The organism is Plantactinospora sp. BC1 (genome assembly GCF_003030345.1).
Lineage (GTDB): Bacteria > Actinomycetota > Actinomycetes > Mycobacteriales > Micromonosporaceae > Plantactinospora.
Window position 1 is genome coordinate 6622094 of the sequence record NZ_CP028158.1, and the last position, 16574, is coordinate 6638667.

The window sequence follows — 16574 nt, forward strand, 5'->3', positions numbered from 1 at the left end:
AGCGGCCCGCACCGGCGCCACCTGCGGGATCACCCCTCCGGCCGGTTGCCGTCGCGGTGCCGACGATGATCGATACGGGTCGACGGTCACGATCGGCAACCATGGCCGGGATTGCCGTACACTCGCCGGAGTCCTCTGGAAAGCCCCGACCGGAAGGGCAGCGAAGACACAGTCATGGAGTTCGACGGCGCCGCCGAGGCGCGGAGCGCGCGTGGGCGCGTGGTGATGCTGGTCGACAACGGGGTGAACGGTGACTCCCGGGTGCAGAAGGCGGCCCGTTCGGCCGCCGCCGCCGGCTGGGAGGTGATCCTGCTCGGCCGGTCCCCGCACGGGCAGCCGCAGAGCTGGCGGCTCGGCGACGCCGAGGTCCGGCTGCTGCCGATGCCGGATCCGCTGGCCCGGCGCCGCCACGACTACCGGCGCGCCTGGTTGCGCTGGCCGCTCGCCTATCCGCCGAACGGCATCGCGCCGTGGCGGGCGCAGGCGGCCAAGGCCCGCCAGGCCGACCTGCGGTTCCGCGCGGCGCAGCTCACCCTGGCGGCCCGCTCCGGCCGTCCCGACCCGCTCGGGCAGCGGCTGCTCCGGCTGCGGCTGCTGGCGGCCCAGCTGCGCCGTCGCTGGGTCTCGTTCCGCTACTGGCAGCTCACCCGGGCGCAGCACGGTCGCCGGTTCCGCAACCCGTGGGACCGCACCTACACCTGGTTCTGGCAGCGGATGCGCGGCGACGGGGCGTGGCGCCGGCTCGAACCGGGACTCTGGGACTGGGAGCTGGCGTACGGGCCGGTCGTCGACGAACTGGCGCCGGACCTGATCCACGCCAACGACTTCCGGATGCTGGGGGTGGCCGCCCGAGCCAAGATCAGGGCACAGGCCGCCGGCCGGACGATCAAGCTGGTCTGGGACGCCCACGAGTTCCTGCCCGGCCTCAAGCCGTGGCGGGACAACGCCCGCTGGCTGCCGGCGAACGTCGGGCACGAGCGGGAGTACGCCCCGTACGCCGACGCCGTGGTGACCGTCTCCGAGGCGCTCGGCGACCTGCTGCGCGGGCAGCACGGCCTGACCGAACGTCCGGCCGTGGTCTTCAACGCGCCGGCCGTCGGTGACCGGCCGACCCGGGTCGACGAGCCGCAGCCGGAGATCCGCCGGCTCTGCGGGGTCGGGCCGGAGGTGCCGCTGCTGGTCTACAGCGGCGCGGCGAGCAGCCAGCGCGGCATCGACATCACCGTGGCGGCGCTGCCGAAGCTGCCCGGGGTGCACGTCGCGCTGGTGGTGAACAAGCCGGCCGGCCCGCAGATGCAGGAGGTGCTGCGCCGGGCCGCCCGGCTCGGGGTGACCGACCGGGTGCACGTACTGCCGTACGTGGCGCACTGGCAGGTGGTGCCGTTCCTCTCCGGCGCCGACGTCGGGGTGATCCCGATCCACCACTGGCCCAACCACGAGATCGCGTTGATCACCAAGTTCTTCGAGTACTCGCACGCCCGGCTGCCGATCGTCGTCAGCGACGTGAAGACGATGGCCGAGACGGTCCGGTCGACCGGGCAGGGTGAGGTGTTCCGGGCCGAGGACGTGGCCGACTACGTCCGGGCCGTGCAGGCCGTACTCGCCGACCCGGCGCGCTACCGGGCCGCGTACGACCGGCCCGGCCTGCTGGAGAGCTGGACCTGGGAGGCGCAGGCCGGGACCCTCGACGAGGTCTACACCCGGCTGCTGCCCGGTTCTGCCCGCGCCGGGGTCGGCTCGCCGACGCCGGAGCCGCTGGCCGGTGCCCCGGGCGGCGACTCCCGGCCGGCCGTCGGGCTGCCGGCGTGAGGACGGCGGTGGTCTGATGGGTACCCCCGACGTCAGCGTGGTGGTGGCGGTCTACAACACCATGCCCTACCTCACGAAGTGCCTGAACTCCCTGCTCCGGCAGAGCATCGGCCGGGACCGGATGGAGATCGTCGCGGTGGACGACGGCTCCACCGACGGCAGCGGCCGGGAACTCGACCGCTTCGCCAAGCTCCATCCGGAGACGGTGAAGGTGGTCCACCAGGCGAACTCGGGTGGCCCGGCCGCGCCGAGCAACCGGGGTCTGGAGCTGGCCACGGGTCGCTACGTCTTCTTCATCGGCGCCGACGACTACCTCGGCGACGAGGCGCTGGAGCGGCTGGTGGCCGCCGCCGACGAGTACGGCTCGGACGTGGTGCTCGGCAAGACGGTCGGGGTCAACAGCCGCAACATCCACCAGGCGGTCTTCGCCCGCAACGAGACCGACCTCGACCTCTTCGACTCGGCGCTGCCCTGGGCGCTGTCGAACACCAAGCTCTTCCGGCGCGAGCTGATCGAGCGGCACGGGCTGCGCTATCCGGAGGACATGCCGGTCGGCAGCGACCAGCCGTTCACCCTGGAGGCGTGCTACCGGGCGAAGCGGATCTCCGTACTCGCCGACTACCGCTTCTACCACGCCGTACGCCGGCTCAACGCGCACAACATCACCTACCGCTCCCGGCACGAGGAGCGGCTGCGCTGCGCCGAGCAGTTGGTGGAGTTCGTGGCCCGGCTGATCGAGCCGGGCAAGCAGCGGGACGCGGTGCTGATCCGGCACTTCGCCTGGGAGGTCGCCCGGCTGCTGGAGGACGACTTCCTCGGGCTCGACCGGGCGGTGCAGGAGCGGCTGGTGGCCGGCATCCGTACGCTGGCGGACCGCTATCTCACCGACGACATCCGGGACCGGCTGGAGATCGAGGCGCGGCTGCGGATCTCCACCGCCCAGCGCGGCACCGTCGACGACCTGCTCGCGGTGATCCGGCAGGACGCCGAGGAGGGCGTACCGCCGACGATCGTCGACGGCGACCGCTGGTACGCCGGTTATCCCGGCTTCCGGGACGCCCGGCTGGAGATGCCGGACCGCTGGTTCGACGTCTCGGACACCGCGGCCGACTGGCTCGCCCGGATGGACGCGGTCGACCTGGCCTGGGAGACCGGCCCGGACGGCAGCCGGGGCCTGACCGTCACCGCGCACACGCCGCGGCGCAACCTGGCCAGCCTCACCTCCGGCCCGATCGGGCTGGCCGCCGGTGACGTGGTCGGCAGCACCCTGGAGACCACCCGGGACGCCGACGGCACCACGGTGAAGGCCCGGTTCCGGGTGGACCAGTTGCTCGCCGGGGTCGGGGTCGGCGGCACCCTCTGCACGGTCCGGACCCAGTTGACCGCGTTCGGCACCACCGGTTCGAGCCCGCTGCGGATGCCGACCCGGCCCACCGCGCCCCGCATGGTCTTCCGGCGCGGGGTCCGGTTCTTCGTCATCACGCCCACCACGAGTCACCGTGGGCAACTTGTGATCGCAATAGCACCTGTCACGCCCCGCCGGGTCATGGCCCAGCTACGGCGCAGGTTGCCCAAGGGAGGAAAGTAGAAGGCATGAAAATCTGCGTTGTCGCTCTGGGGAAGATCGGCCTGCCGCTGGCCGTGCAGTTCGCCGACAAGGGACACACGGTGATCGGTGCCGACGTCTCCGAGCGGGTCGTGAAGCTCGTCAACGACGGCGCGGTGCCGTTCCCCGGCGAGGCCGACCTGGACGTCAAGCTCAAGGAGGCGGTGGCGGCCGGTCGGCTCTCCGCGACCACCGACACCGCGTCGGCGGTCGCCGAGTCCGAGGCTGTGGTCGTGGTGGTGCCGCTCTTCGTCGACGCCGAGGGGACGCCGGACTTCGGCTGGATGGACGACGCCACCCGGGCGATCGCGGCCGGGCTCAAGCCGGGCACCCTGGTCAGCTACGAGACCACCCTGCCGGTCGGCACCACCCGCAACCGCTGGGCGCCGATGCTGGAGCAGGGCTCGGGGCTCAAGGTCGGCACCGACTTCACCCTGGTCTTCAGCCCCGAGCGGGTGCTGACCGGCCGGGTCTTCGCCGACCTGCGCCGCTACCCGAAGCTGGTCGGCGGGGTGGACGAGGCGTCCGCCAAGCGCGGCGTCGAGTTCTACGAGGCGGTACTCGACTTCGACGAGCGCCCCGACCTGTCCCGCCCGAACGGCGTCTGGGACCTCGGCTCGGCCGAGGCGTCCGAGCTGGCCAAGCTCGCCGAGACGACCTACCGGGACGTCAACATCGGGCTGGCGAACCAGTTCGCCCGGTTCGCCGACACCGTCGGCGTCGACGTGATCAAGGTCATCGAGGCCTGCAACACCCAGCCGTACAGCCACATCCACTCGCCGGGCATCGCCGTCGGCGGGCACTGCATCCCGGTCTACCCCCGGATGTACCTCTGGAACGACCCGTCCGCGACCGTCGTCCGGGCGGCCCGGGAGGCCAACGCCGGGATGCCGGACTACGCCGTCGAGCTGCTCGCCGCCGCCTGGGGCGACCTGACCGACGTCGAGGTGCTGGTGCTCGGTGCGGCGTACCGGGGCGGGGTCAAGGAGACGGCGTTCTCCGGGGTCTTCCCGACCGTCGAGGCGCTGCGCGCCCGGGGCGCCCGGCCGTACGTCTCCGACCCGATGTACACCGCCGAGGAGCTGACCGCGCTCGGGCTGCCCGCCTACCAGGGCGAGCGGGTCGAGGCCGTGGTGGTGCAGGCCGACCACGCCGAGTACCGCACCCTGGCCGAGACCGACCTGCCCGGCGTACGGGTGGTCGTCGACGGCCGCCGGGTGACCGACCCGGCCCGCTGGCCGAACGTACGCCGGATCGTCATCGGCGGCTGAGACCGGTATCCGTCCCCGGCGTCCCCGCCGCTGTCCGACAGGAGTGACTCGCCATCGCCACGCCGTCCGCCCGGGGACGTTCTCGGCCTCCCCGGGTCCTCTATCTGTCGTTCTACTTTCCGCCGAGCCGGGCCAGCGGGGTCTTCCGGGCCCGGGCCACCGCCAACCGGCTGGCCGAGGACGGTTGGGACGTGACCGTCTTCACCGCGCCCCGGGAGTTCTTCGCCGACCACCTCGGTGGGGCCAGCGACGAGACGCTGGAGGCGACCGTCGACCCGCGGGTGCGGGTCGAGCGGGTCAGGCTCGGCGTGCACCACTGGGAGACCGACGTCCGTAAGTTCGGCTTCTTCCGGGGGATGTTCCCGAACGTCAGCGAGCGGATCTACCAGGCCGGGCAGCAGAAGATCTTTCCCGAGCACTACCTCGGCTGGCTGCCCGGCCTGCTCCGCACCGCGCTGAAGCGGCACCTGCGACGCCGCTACGACCTGGTGCTGGCCACCGGCAACCCGTTCGTCTCCTTCGTGGCGGCGTGGGCGCTGGGCCGGATGCTCCGGATCCCGTACGTCGTCGACTATCGGGACGCCTGGACCTTCAACCAGTTCACCGAGGAGCTGATCTTCCCCGAGGGCAGCACGATGATGCGCTGGGAGGCGCGGGTGCTGCGGCACGCGGCGGAGAGCGTCTTCGTCAACGACGGCATGCGGCAGTGGCACGCCGAGCGCTATCCGTTCGCCGCCGACCGGATGAAGGTGGTGCCGAACGGCTGGGAGCCGGAGATCCTCGGCCGGGCGACCTTCCGGGCGCCGGATCCGGAGCAGCCGCTGCGCTTCGGCTATCTGGGTACGGTCACCAACCACATGCCGCTGGACGTGCTCTTCGCCGGTTGGCGGCTGGCCAAGGCGCATCCGCTGCTCGCCACCGCCACCCTTGAGGTGCACGGGCACCTCGGCTTCTTCCCGCACAACATCGCGCCGCTTAAGGCGCGGATCGAGGAGGAGTCGGATCTGGGTGTGCGCTACAGCGGCCCGTTCGGCAAGACCGAGGCCGCCGGGGTGTACGGCCGGACCGACGTGCTGGTCTTCTGCGTACCGGGTGCGAGGTACGTGACCTCCGGCAAGGTCTTCGAGTACATGGCGACCGGCAAGCCGGTGGTCTCGGTGCACATTCCTGAGATCGCCGCCACCGAGGTGCTCTCCGGCTATCCACTGTGGTTCGCCGGCAAGCGGCTGGACGCCGAGAGTGTGGCCCAGTCGCTGATCGCCGCCGCCAAGGCCGCCCGGGATCTCGACGCCGCGACGCACGAGGCGGCGGTCCGGCACGCGGAGACGTACACCCGGGCGGCGACGCTCGGGCCGTGGGAGGCCCGGCTGCGCCGGCTCGCGGAAGGGGCCCGGTGACGATGGCCTACTCGAACGTCCTCTATCTGGCGCTCGGCACCGAGCGGGTCCGGGCCGCGCGCTGGCACGTCGACCGGCTGGTCGAGGGCGGCGTCCGGGTCACGCTGGTGGTGCCGAACCATCCACAGTGGAAGAAGCTGGAGCCCCCGCCCGGGGTCACCGTGCGCAGGCTCGGCGCGACCGAACCACGTGCGGCGCTGCGGGCGGCCCGCCGGCTGCTGCTCGGCCGGAACGGTCCGCTGCGCGAGGTCGACCTGCTGGTGGCCGGCGACCCGCAGGCGCTGCCGGTGGCCTGGGCCGCGCTGCGCCGCCGCCCCGAGCTGGCCGTCCGGCTGGAGCCGGCCGAGGAGCCGGAGCGGCGTACCGGGCTCACCGACCTCGCGGTGGTCACCCCCTGGTACCCCTCGCCGGAGGACCCCGACTCGGAGTTCGTCCCGTCGGCACTGGACGCGGTCGACCCGTCGGTCGAGCGGATCTCGGTGCTGCACACCGAGGAGTGGCCGTACCCGCCGCAGTCGGCGGCCGCGCCGCACATCGACGTCGTGGTCGAGCGGTTCGGTCCGAAGTGGAGCCTGCCGGTGGTGACGGGGACGCTTCGGGGTGAGCTGACCCGGGTCGCGGTGCCGAACCCGGTCCAGTCCCGGGCCTTCGCCGAGCAGGCCGAGGCGAACCTGCGGGCGCTGCGGGCCGCGCTGCCGACCGGGCGGATCGAGGCTCCGCTGGTGCACGCGTACGGCGGGCTCGCCGGTGGGCTGCCGGCCGTCCGGCTGGCCCGGCCGGATGCCCGGGTGGTCGTCTCCGAGCAGTCGGAACGCCTCTCCGAGCTGCTCGCCCAGCCCGCCGCGAAGAAGCTCTACGCCGAGCTGCTCGGCCGGGCGGCGGCGCTGCTCTGCGTCAACCCGCAACTGCGGGACCTGGTCGCCGCCCAGTTCCCGCAGCACGCGGAGAAGCTGCACGTGCTGCCCTACCCGGTGGACCCGGACCGGTTCCCGCTCCGGCCGACCCCGCCGGGCAACCTGCTCCGCTGGCTGCACGTCGGGGAGCTGCCGGACGAGCGGGCCGTCCGGGCCCTGCTGGCCGGCTTCGCCCGCAGCGTCGGCGCGGAGCCGGAGGCGACCCTCACCGTGGTCGGCGCCGGGGCGATGGCCGGGACGGTCCGGGCGCGCGCCCGCGAACTGGACATCGCCGGCAGGGTAACGCTCCGTCCCGCCGTGCCGGCGGAGGAGTACCCGGCGCTGCTGCACGGGCACGACCTGCTGGTGCACCTGGGCCGGCACGACACCTTCAGCACGGTCGTCGCAGCGGCCGTCGTGACCGGGCTGCCGGTCTTCGCCACCCGCAGTCCGGGTGCGGAGGACGTCCTCGGCGGTGTCGAGCCGGCCGCCGGCCTCCTGGTCGACCTGACCAACGATCCGAAGGTGGTCGTCGAGGGCTTCCGGGAACTGCGCGAACGGCTCGGCACGCTCAACCCGGCAGCGGCCCGTACCGCCGTGCTCGCCCGGTACGGCCGCCAGGCCGTCGCGGCGGCGCTGCGCCGGCACCACGGCCTGGATTCAGAGCCGCTCCCGGCCTCGGCACCCCTCGCGGAGCCCGTCGGTGCCGGGGTGCCGGCGCCGGCCGGGAGCCGCTCGGGCCAGCTCCCGGGACCGGTCCCCGGGGACGCCGACCGGGTGGTCGTGGTGGCGATCAGCGCCGGCAACGTACGCCGGAGCAAGGCGTTCACCCACTCGGTGGTGGCCCGGGGCATGCAGGTCGACCTGATCACCGCCGACCCGGGCGCGGCGAACCGGGTGGGGCTGGGGCACAGCGTCCGGATCCACCCGCTGGCCGGGCACGAGGAGCGCCGCCCGCTGCTCCGGGCCGAGCGGTTGCTGCTCCGGAGGGCGCCAGGCAAGATCCTTTCGGTGGCCCGGAGCCGGACCCGGCGCATGTCGGCGCTCCGGCCGGAGCTGACCGTGGCGGTCGCCCAGTGGGCGCACAACCGGGCGGCGGGTGCCTTCCACCAGAAGGTGTTCAACCGGGGGTACCAGGTGGTCCGCCCGCTGGTGCTGTGGCGGATCGCCCGGCGCCAGGCGGTGCCGAAGCTCGACCTCGGGCGTACCCGTCGGGTGGTGGTCTCCGGGGTCGACGGCGTGACCATCGGTTGGAAGCTCGCCCGCCGGCACCCGAAGCTGCCGGTCACCACCTCGCTGGCCTGGGCGGACGACGAGAGCTGATCGGGCGGAGCCGCCACCGGACCGGTATGCCCGGCGGGCGGGATACCACCGGGTCGTCACGATGACCCGGTGGTATCCCGCCCGGAGGACTACAGGTCCGGCGGCGGGTTCTCCCGGTCCCGGGAGACGACCTGGCCCTTGACGTCCACCCAGCCGAGCGGGCGGGCCGGGTTGCCGGCCACCAGCTGGTGCGGCTTGACGTCCTTGGTCACCACCGAGCCGGCGGCGATCATCGCGTACTCGCCGATCTCGATCCCGCAGATGATGGTGGCGTTGGCACCGATCGAGGCGCCCCTGCGGACCACGGTCGGGGTGATCTGCCAGTCCGGGTTCTGGGCCCGTGGCCGGAGGTCGTTGGTGAACACCGCGCAGGGGCCGACGAAGACCTCGTCCTCGATCGTCACGCCCTGGTACACGGAGACGTTGTTCTGGATCTTGACCAGGTCGCCGACCACGACGTTCGCGTCCACGTAGACGTTCCGGCCGATCACACAGTTCGCGCCCACCCGGGCGGTGGAGCGGACGTGGGCGAGATGCCAGACCTTGCTGCCGTCGCCGATCCGCGCGCCCTCGTCGACCTCGGCCGATGGGTGCACGAAGACCGTGTCGGGGAGGGCGGGAGGCTCGTTCATCGCTTGAGTCACGGCTTCGCAGGATACGGGAGTCCTCCGGCCGGTCAGCCCGGGGGACGCAGGGTCGACTCCGGCAGGTAGACGATGTGCCGCCCGACCCGGGTGACCCGGGCCGGCACGCCGGAGCGGCGCAGGTGGGCCTGGAACGCGGCGTCCGCGGGCGCGCCGGCCTCGAAGACGAAGGCCGGCCGGTCGGCGGCGCGGACCCGCCTCGGGTACGCCGGATAGCGGTCCTGCCCCGGCCGCAGGTCTTCGCCGAGTACCGCACAGGCGACCCGTTCCCGGGTGACGAAGACCAACCGGTTGCAGGTCCAGTACTCGGCGTAGACGGCGCTGACCCCGGCCCGTTCCAGGGTGCGGGCGAGTTGCCGCTGCTGCCCCTCCTCGGCCCGGATCGTGCCGATCTCGCCCAGCAGGTGTCCGGTGGTGCCGAGCAGCAGCACCACCAGCAGGGCGAGCAGGGCGGTGCCGACGATCCCGGCGAGCCGGGTCAGCGGGCCGGCGGCGAGCTGCCCGGCCCGGCGGGCGACGAGCCAGAGCGGCCAGAGTACGGCGGGCAGGGATATCTGCAGGATCGACAGGTACCGGGCGCTGGCCAGCGGTGCGCTGCCGGCGAGCGAGCTGCGGGCGTACGCCGCCACGGTGAGCGCGGCGCCGAGCACCAGGGCGAGCTGCGCGGCGTAGCCCACCCGGGCCGGGGTACTGGCACCGGCCCGGACGAGTCCGACCACCGCCAGTACCCCGGCGGCGAGCAGCAGCGCCAGGTAGAGCCCGCCCCAGGACATCTCCACGGCGTCGCAGCCCTCCGGCCGGCAGAGTCCGGTGGCGAGCGGGATGCCGACCAGCAGCGCACCGTGCAGCCGGGCGGTACCCGGGGTCGCCTCCGCCTCGCCCTCGCTGACCTGCCGCAGTACCGAGATCGAGTCCTGTCCGGCCGGCGCGGTGAGGTTGTCCACCAGCAGCGGCGCCACCCCGAGCAGGAACCCGGCGACCAGTACGGCGCCGGCCGGCCCGAGCAGGTCCCGCCAACAGCCGACCAGCAGGACGCCGAAGGCGACCACCAGGTACGGCAGGACCAGCCAGTCGTCCCAGACGCAGAGCCCGGTGACCAGCCCGAAGAGCCCGAAGAGCCCGAGGGTCCGGAGTCGTCCCCGGTCCCGTCGCCGGCCGAGGGCGAGTGCGATCAGCAGCAGGCCCAGCACGGCGGGCTTGACCTCCGGCCGGCCGCCGACGGCGGTGATCTGGTCCCGGATCACCCGCTCACCGCCGAGCGCGAGTATCCCGACGGTGAAGGTGGCCAGCCAGGGGGAGTAGAGCCGCCGGGTGAGCCGGTACGCCAGGTAACCGAAGGCGGCGTAGAGGAAGAGCAGGGGGATCCGCAGCGGGATCCAGCCGGCGCCGAAGAGCAGGAAGAGCGGCGCCGCGAGATAGCTCTGCACGGTACCCATGTAGTGCTGGCCGTAGAGGAAGACCGGCAGTTCGCGGCCGTCGGCGATGTGCAGCGCGGCGAGCCCGAAGGTGGCCTCGTCGCTGTTGGAGCCGGGCACGGTGAGCAGGATCAGCGCGAGCCGGTAGCCCAGGCCGAGCAGGCCGAGGCCGAGCGCCACCGCGCCCGGCCGGTCGAGTGCTCGCCACCGCCGCGCCGCGCGCGGCACCGCCACCGACACCCCCGCGCCCCCGTCGCCGTCCCGCCTCGAAGTCTCGCACGGTGCCCAGCGCCAGAGGTCCGGATCGGCGCAGGTCGCACCGGTTCCACCCGGTCCGTGGGGCCGGTCCGGGAGCCCGGTCCGGGAAGCTTCCCGGCGGGTTAGTTGATCTGTCTCGTAGCCGGACCGGGTGCGCTGTGGCAGGGTGGCTAGGTGTCGCTGATACCCGCTGGCCCGGCGCCCGCGCCCCGGCTGCACCGTGCGGCCCGGATCGAGGACGCGGTGCACCAGTTCATCGAGCGCCGCCTGGGACAGGGCGGGTGGGATGCCACGATCATCCCGTACGCCGGTTACGGCGCTCCGGGCTGGATCCGGGTGCTGGGCCGGGTACTGCTGACCCGGCTGCGTCCCGGCCCTCGCCGCCGGCCGGAGAAGGTGCGCGGGTGGCGTAGTTTCGCCACCCTGCCGGTGCAGAACGCGCCGGTGCTGATCGAGGCCGGTGGCCGCCGGCACGAGGCCCGGTCCGACCGGAGCGGCTTCATCGATCTCGTCGTCGAGGCCGACCTGGCGCCCGGCTGGCAGAGCGTGCGGCTGGTCAGTCCCGGCGCCGAGCCGGTCGACGCGCCGGTCCGGATCGTCGACCCGGCGCTGCGGATCGGGGTCCTCTCCGACATCGACGACACGGTGATGGTGACCGCGCTGCCCCGGCCGCTGCTGGCCGCCTGGAACACCTTCGTGCTCGACGAGCACGCCCGGATGGCGGTACCCGGAATGGCGGTGCTCTACGAGCGCCTCGTCAACGCGCATCCCGGCGCCCCGGTGCTCTACCTCTCCACCGGTGCCTGGAACGTGGCGCCGACGCTGACCCGGTTCCTGTCCCGGCACCTCTATCCGGCCGGCCCGCTGCTGTTGACCAACTGGGGCCCGACGGCGGACCGCTGGTTCCGCAGCGGGCGGGAGCACAAGCGGGCCACCCTGGCCCGGCTGGTCCGGGAGTTCCCGGAGATCCGGTGGCTGCTGATCGGCGACGACGGGCAGCACGACCAGGAGATCTACGCCGAGTTCGCCGCCGAGCACCCGGACAACGTGGCCGGGGTGCTGATCCGGCGGCTCTCCCCGACCCAGGCGGTGCTGGCCGGTGGCTTCCCGGCCCCGGCCGGCGGTGCCGACGCCGGTACCCCGGCGGCCGGGCTGCTGGGGGAGCGCTGGTTCTGCGCGCCGGACGGTGCCGGACTGTGGCGCCTGCTGCGGGAGGCGAACCTGGTCTGAGTCGGCCGGGTCTCAGCCTTCCCGAGGTGACTCCTCCGCCCGGCGGCGTTCGCGCCTGCCCCGGGTGATCTCGGTGCCGAGGGCGTCCAGCCGCTGGGTCCAGAAGCCCCGGTAGCGTTCCAGCCAGCGGTCGATCTCCTGGAGCGGGGTCGGGTCCACCGCGTAGAGCCGCCGGGTGCCGGCGGCGCGTACGGTGGTGAACCCGTTCTCCCGGAGCACCCGCAGGTGTTGCGAGACGCCCGGCTGGGAGATCCCGAACTCCTCCTGGACGACCGCGCTGACCTCGCCCGCCGACCGCTCACCGTCGGCGAGCAGTTCCAGGATCCGCCGCCGGACGGGATCGCCGAGAACGTCGAACGCGTGCACGCCGCCATCCTTTCAGCGCTCACTTATATAACTCAAGTCTAACGTAGATCCGGAGATCGGTCCGGACGACCCTACCGGCCCGACACCGGAGTCGACCCGGCCGCCGCGACCGACGACCCGGCCCGGTACTGGTAGACAGGGGCGATGCGGCTCCGCCTGATCCAGCTCGACGCCTTCGCCGACCGGGTGTTCCAGGGAAACCCGGCGGCCGTGATGCCCCTGCCCGGCTGGCTGCCGGACAGCGTCCTACAGGCCCTCGCCGAGGAGAACAACCTCTCCGAGACCGCCTTCTACACCGCCGGGCTGCCGGCCGACGCCGACCCGCCACCCGGCGACGACCCCGCCTACCACCTGCGCTGGTTCACCCCGGCGGTCGAGGTGGACCTCTGCGGACACGCGACCCTGGCCACCGCCGGGCAACTCTTCGACGACGTGCACCCGGACGCGTCACGCCTGCTCTTCTGGACCCGCAGCGGCTGGCTCCCGGTGCGGCGGACCGACCGCAGTGGCGAACTGGAACTGGACTTCCCGGCCGGACGGCTGCGGACCGTACCGGACGGCGACGAGGTCGACGCCGCCGCCGTGACCGCGCTCGGCATCGAGCCGGAGCACCGGTTCCGGGACACCGACCTGGTCTACGTGCTCCGCAGCGCCGCCGAGGTCCGGGCGGTCACGGCGGACTTCACCACCCTGGCCCGGCTGCCGGTACGCGGCGCGATCGTCACCGCTCCCGGCGACACCGACGGCGTCGACTTCGTCAGCCGGTGGTTCGGCGCCGGTGCGGGTGCCTTCGAGGACCCGGTGACCGGTTCCGCGCACAGCCAGATCGCGCCGTACTGGGCGGAACGGCTCGGCCGGACGACCCTGACCGCCCGGCAGCTCTCCGCCCGGGGCGGCACGGTGCACTGCGCGGTGGACGCCGACCGGGTACGCCTGCGCGGCGCTTACCGCCGCTACCTCGACGGCACCGTCACCATCCCGGACCCGGGCTGAGCACTCCGGATCGGCTGACCATTCCGGACCGGGCGATCGGCCGGTTCCCGGGCGCCTGACCGGACGGCGGTGACCGGTGACAGCGGTCGCGCGGGGGTCCCCCGGGTCAGTGGCCGTGGAAGGCCTCCTCCAGCCACCACGCACCGCGCTCGCTGGTGATCTTCGCGTCGACCACCAGCGGCCGGTCGCGGGGGCCGGCCAGCCAGTCCCGTACCGGGGCGAGGTCGTCGATTCCGCGTACCGTCAGCGCGGCGCAGCCGTACCCCCGGGCGATCGAGGCGAGGTCGGTGTCGGGGAACCGGACCAGGTCCAGCGGGTGGCCGTCCGGGCCGAAGTGGTGCACCTCGGCGCCGTACGCCGCGTCGTCGTAGACCACCACCAGCAGGGGCAGGCCGAGCCGGGTCGCGGTGACGAGTTCGACCGCCGACATCGCGAACCCGCCGTCGCCGAGCGCCGCCACGGTGAGCCGGTCCGGTCGGGCCACGGCGGCACCGAGCGCGCTGGCCAGCCCCAACCCGACGGACTGGAACGCCTGGGTGAAGCAGAACCCGACCACGTCCGGTACGGAGAGGAACATCGACGGGTAGCCCATGAAGTTGCCGGAGTCGACCACCACGGTCCGCTCGGCCGGCAGCAGGTCGTCCAGGGCGATGGTCAGGGTACGCGGGTCGACGTGGCCGTCGACGCTCCCGTCCAGATAGGACACGTCCCGCCAGCGCCCCTCGGTGGCGATGCGCCGACGCAGCTCCGGGGTGCGCTGGGTGCCGACCGGCCGGCCGATGCCCGGTTCCCGCTCCAGCCAGCGCAGCGCGTAACGGGCGACCCGGGCCACGTCGCCGCTGACGTGCCGGTCGACCCGGGGATTCAGGGTGGCGCCGACCGGCAGCTCGTCGACCTGGACCACGGTGGCCGACGGCGAGATCAGCCGGCCGTGCCGGGTCGTCCACATGTTCAGCGTGCTGCCCCAGGCGACCACCAGGTCGGCCTCGCCGATCAGTTCGGCGGCGAGCGGGGTGGCGAAGCCGCCCGAGACGTCGAGATACCACGGATCGCCGGCGAAGAGTCCCTTGGCGGCGGCCGAGACCGCCAGCAGCGCGGCGCACTCGTCGGCCAGCCGGGTCAGCGGCTCCCGGGCACCCCGGGCACCCCGGCCGGCGACGAAGACCGGCCGCCGGGCGGCGACCAGGGCCCGGACCAGCGGCTCGACGTCGGGTACCCAGTCGGCACGGGCGTTACCCCGCTCGACAGGACCGGTCCACGGCGCCACCTCCTGGGTCTGCACGTCCAGCGGCAGCCCCAGCAGCACCGTCGTGCCCGAGGCCGCCCGCCGGTAGGCGTGGCTGACGTCCACCTCGACGTGCTCCAGACGTACCCGTTGGTAGTGGATGTCGAGCGCGGTGGCGGTGTGCGGTAGGTCGATGAAGAAATTGGACCGTGGCTCGGTCGCCTCCGGCGCCAGCACCAGCATCGGGGTCCGGCTCTTGGCCGCCTCGACGATCCCGGTCAGCGCGTTGGTGACCCCCGGCCCCTGGTGCACCGAGAGCACCCCGACCTCGCCCGAGGTGCGCGCGTAGCCGTCCGCCATGCTCGCCGCGCCGCCCTCGTGCGCGGCGGCGACGAACCGGGCACCCCCGGCGACCAGCGCGTTGGTCACGTGGAAGTTGCCGCTGCCGACCACCCCGAAGACGTGCCGTACCCCGTGCGCGGCGAGCACCCGTCCGACCACCTCGGCGACCCGCATGCCCGTCACCCCCGTCCCGTCGCCCGCATCCGTCGCGTCCCGCCGCCCGCTACCACTCGACCCGCTACCGCCCGACCAGCTACCGCTCGACCAGGGCGAGTACCCGGCACGGGCTGCCGGAGCCCTGCACGATCGGCAGCGGCCCGGCGACCAGCACCGCACCCGTCGGCGGGAGCTGCGCCACGTTGCGGAGCTGGGTGAGACCGTACTTGTCCGCGCCGAGCAGGAACGAGTGGCAGGGGAACGGCGGGTCGAACGAGTGCGCCGCCCCGGCGTCGGTCCCCACCGTCTCGACCCCGACGCCCTGCACCGGGGACTCCTCGGCGAGCCACTTCGCGCAGGCGGGGGAGATTCCCGGGGTACGGCCGGCGTTGGCGTACCGCGCCGCGTCGTCACCGTACGCGTCCCAGCCGGTCCGGTAGAGCAGCCAGCCGCCGGCCGGCAGCGGACCGTGCTCCGCCTCCCAGGCCCGGATGTGTTCCACCTCCAGCAGGAAGTCGGGGTCGGCGGCGGCTTCGGCGGTGTGGTCGAGCACCACCGCCGGGGCGATCAGCCGGCTCGGCGGCACCTGCGAGACGTCGTCGCCGTGCTGGCCGCTGACCCAGTGCACCGGCGCGTCGAAGTGCGTACCGGTGTGCTCGCCGGTGGTGAAGTTGTTCCAGTACCAGGCCGGGCCGCGCTCGTCGTAGCGGCTGATCTCGCGGAGCGCGAACGGGACGGTCTGGCCGAACGGTTCGGGGAGGGTGAGGATCGGCGTCTGCGCCGAGAGCGGGGCGGTGAGGTCCACGACCTCGACCCGGCCGGTGGCGAGCGCGGCAACAAGATCTTGCAGCACGGTCATGGCGAGAACCTACCGGAGTTTCCGCCGAATCCGACCCGCGCGATCGGTCAGGAGTTGTCCCCGTCCGGCGGCCGGCCCCGGCGGGCGCGACGGTCGCCTCGGGGGCGTCGTCCGGCTGGTGGGACGACGCCCCCGGGACGGGCCGCCATCGATGGACCAGGAGACCGTCCGGCGGATCGGCGGCGCTCGGCGGTCAGCGCCAGTGCAGCGAGTAGACCTGCGGTGTTCCGCAGTAGCCGGCCGGCGTCGGCAGCGGGGTCGGTGCGTTCGTCGTCGCGGCCCGGCAGACCTGGACGACCAGGGTGTCGACACCGCTGCCGGGCTCTCGGGGACCGAGCTGGAAGCTGTACTTCGTGATGTCGTTGTCCACCTTCGTCGTGCCCTCGGCGATGAGGCGGCCGTTGCCGTACGCGTAGAAGGTGACGAAGCTGAAGAGGCCGTCGTCCCGGCAGATCGGGCCGGGATCGCGCTCGTAGGGGCGGTCGGCGACGGTGCCGGTGACGGTCACCGAGCCGAGCCCGGGAGGTGCGGAGACCGGAAGGAATTCCAGGGTTCCTTCCGCGAGACCGTACCGGCAACTGTCGCCGCTGTCGGCGGTGAACTGTTGCGGTGCGAGGTCGGTGTCGGTGCCGGCCCGGGCGGGGCCGGCCAGGGCGGTGAGGGTGAGCAGGGCGGCGGCGAGTACGACCGCCGACCGGCGGATCGGTCGCGGCATGGCGTACCTCCTGAGTGGATGGACGGTGCGGGTGGCGGTGCCTGCCTCGGTGGCGGTCGGTCGCGGGTCGCG

13 protein-coding genes are annotated in these 16574 nt (G+C 73.4%); 7 read left to right on the plus strand and 6 right to left on the minus strand.

Annotated elements, in window-relative coordinates; genetic code table 11:
• The first annotated feature begins 174 nt into the window (after nucleotides 1-174).
• From C6361_RS29020 to C6361_RS29040, 5 genes are all read left to right on the plus strand, one after another.
• On the plus strand, nucleotides 175-1809 hold the full coding sequence (locus tag C6361_RS29020) for a glycosyltransferase family 4 protein (RefSeq protein ID WP_369930660.1): 1635 nt from the start codon (nucleotides 175-177) through the stop codon (nucleotides 1807-1809).
• A gap of 16 nt (nucleotides 1810-1825) precedes the next feature.
• Nucleotides 1826-3397: a glycosyltransferase gene (locus C6361_RS29025; protein WP_107271252.1), complete on the plus strand. Its 1572-nt coding sequence runs from the start codon at nucleotides 1826-1828 to the stop codon at nucleotides 3395-3397.
• Between the two features lie 5 nt (nucleotides 3398-3402).
• Nucleotides 3403-4686 (plus strand): nucleotide sugar dehydrogenase, encoded by a 1284-nt coding sequence (locus C6361_RS29030; RefSeq protein ID WP_107269662.1) that lies wholly within the window; start codon nucleotides 3403-3405, stop codon nucleotides 4684-4686.
• Nucleotides 4687-4790: 104 nt separating this feature from the next.
• Nucleotides 4791-6083, plus strand: a complete 1293-nt coding sequence (locus C6361_RS29035) for a glycosyltransferase (protein WP_304598554.1) — start codon at nucleotides 4791-4793, stop codon at nucleotides 6081-6083.
• A 2-nt stretch (nucleotides 6084-6085) separates the two neighbouring features.
• Nucleotides 6086-8299: a glycosyltransferase gene (locus tag C6361_RS29040; protein ID WP_107269663.1), complete on the plus strand. Its 2214-nt coding sequence runs from the start codon at nucleotides 6086-6088 to the stop codon at nucleotides 8297-8299.
• An 89-nt stretch (nucleotides 8300-8388) separates the two neighbouring features.
• Here C6361_RS29040 and C6361_RS29045 read toward each other — a convergent pair whose 3' ends face one another.
• Nucleotides 8389-8931, minus strand: a complete 543-nt coding sequence (locus C6361_RS29045) for an acyltransferase (RefSeq protein ID WP_107257246.1) — start codon at nucleotides 8929-8931, stop codon at nucleotides 8389-8391.
• Between the two features lie 44 nt (nucleotides 8932-8975).
• The gene (locus tag C6361_RS29050) at nucleotides 8976-10598 is read right to left on the minus strand and encodes a hypothetical protein (protein ID WP_107269664.1); all 1623 of its coding nucleotides are present in this window, start codon (nucleotides 10596-10598) and stop codon (nucleotides 8976-8978) included.
• Between the two features lie 192 nt (nucleotides 10599-10790).
• Here C6361_RS29050 and C6361_RS29055 point away from each other — a divergent pair, with 192 nt between their 5' ends.
• Entirely contained in the window at nucleotides 10791-11846 is a 1056-nt protein-coding gene (locus C6361_RS29055) for an App1 family protein (RefSeq protein ID WP_369930663.1), read from the plus strand.
• A 12-nt stretch (nucleotides 11847-11858) separates the two neighbouring features.
• On the opposite strand, the gene C6361_RS29060 is transcribed toward C6361_RS29055, so the two are convergent.
• Nucleotides 11859-12212 (minus strand): helix-turn-helix transcriptional regulator, encoded by a 354-nt coding sequence (locus C6361_RS29060; protein ID WP_107257244.1) that lies wholly within the window; start codon nucleotides 12210-12212, stop codon nucleotides 11859-11861.
• Between the two features lie 144 nt (nucleotides 12213-12356).
• Between C6361_RS29060 and C6361_RS29065 the strand changes: the two genes are divergently transcribed.
• Entirely contained in the window at nucleotides 12357-13205 is an 849-nt protein-coding gene (locus C6361_RS29065) for a PhzF family phenazine biosynthesis protein (protein WP_107269665.1), read from the plus strand.
• Between the two features lie 106 nt (nucleotides 13206-13311).
• Here the strand turns inward: C6361_RS29065 and C6361_RS29070 are convergent, their stop codons facing one another.
• From C6361_RS29070 to C6361_RS29080, 3 genes are all read right to left on the minus strand, one after another.
• A complete protein-coding gene (locus C6361_RS29070) occupies nucleotides 13312-14946 on the minus strand; it encodes a thiamine pyrophosphate-binding protein (protein WP_107269666.1) in 1635 nt (544 codons plus the stop codon).
• 79 nt (nucleotides 14947-15025) lie between these two features.
• Complete coding sequence (locus C6361_RS29075) at nucleotides 15026-15787, minus strand: cyclase family protein (RefSeq protein WP_107257241.1); 762 nt, start codon at nucleotides 15785-15787, stop codon at nucleotides 15026-15028.
• A gap of 193 nt (nucleotides 15788-15980) precedes the next feature.
• The gene (locus tag C6361_RS29080) at nucleotides 15981-16502 is read right to left on the minus strand and encodes a hypothetical protein (RefSeq protein WP_107269667.1); all 522 of its coding nucleotides are present in this window, start codon (nucleotides 16500-16502) and stop codon (nucleotides 15981-15983) included.
• Nucleotides 16503-16574 lie beyond the last annotated feature (72 nt).

Bases quoted from the DNA above. Each gene is read 5' to 3' on its own strand.
- C6361_RS29040 (WP_107269663.1), top strand. From the start codon at position 6,086: ATGGCCTACTCGAACGTCCTCTATCTGGCGCTCGGCACCGAGCGGGTC.
- C6361_RS29070 (WP_107269666.1), bottom strand. From the start codon at position 14,946: ATGCGGGTCGCCGAGGTGGTCGGACGGGTGCTCGCCGCGCACGGGGTA.
- C6361_RS29025 (WP_107271252.1), top strand. From the start codon at position 1,826: ATGGGTACCCCCGACGTCAGCGTGGTGGTGGCGGTCTACAACACCATG.
- C6361_RS29075 (WP_107257241.1), bottom strand. From the start codon at position 15,787: ATGACCGTGCTGCAAGATCTTGTTGCCGCGCTCGCCACCGGCCGGGTC.
- C6361_RS29030 (WP_107269662.1), top strand. From the start codon at position 3,403: ATGAAAATCTGCGTTGTCGCTCTGGGGAAGATCGGCCTGCCGCTGGCC.
- C6361_RS29020 (WP_369930660.1), top strand. From the start codon at position 175: ATGGAGTTCGACGGCGCCGCCGAGGCGCGGAGCGCGCGTGGGCGCGTG.
- C6361_RS29045 (WP_107257246.1), bottom strand. From the start codon at position 8,931: ATGAACGAGCCTCCCGCCCTCCCCGACACGGTCTTCGTGCACCCATCG.
- C6361_RS29065 (WP_107269665.1), top strand. From the start codon at position 12,357: ATGCGGCTCCGCCTGATCCAGCTCGACGCCTTCGCCGACCGGGTGTTC.
- C6361_RS29080 (WP_107269667.1), bottom strand. From the start codon at position 16,502: ATGCCGCGACCGATCCGCCGGTCGGCGGTCGTACTCGCCGCCGCCCTG.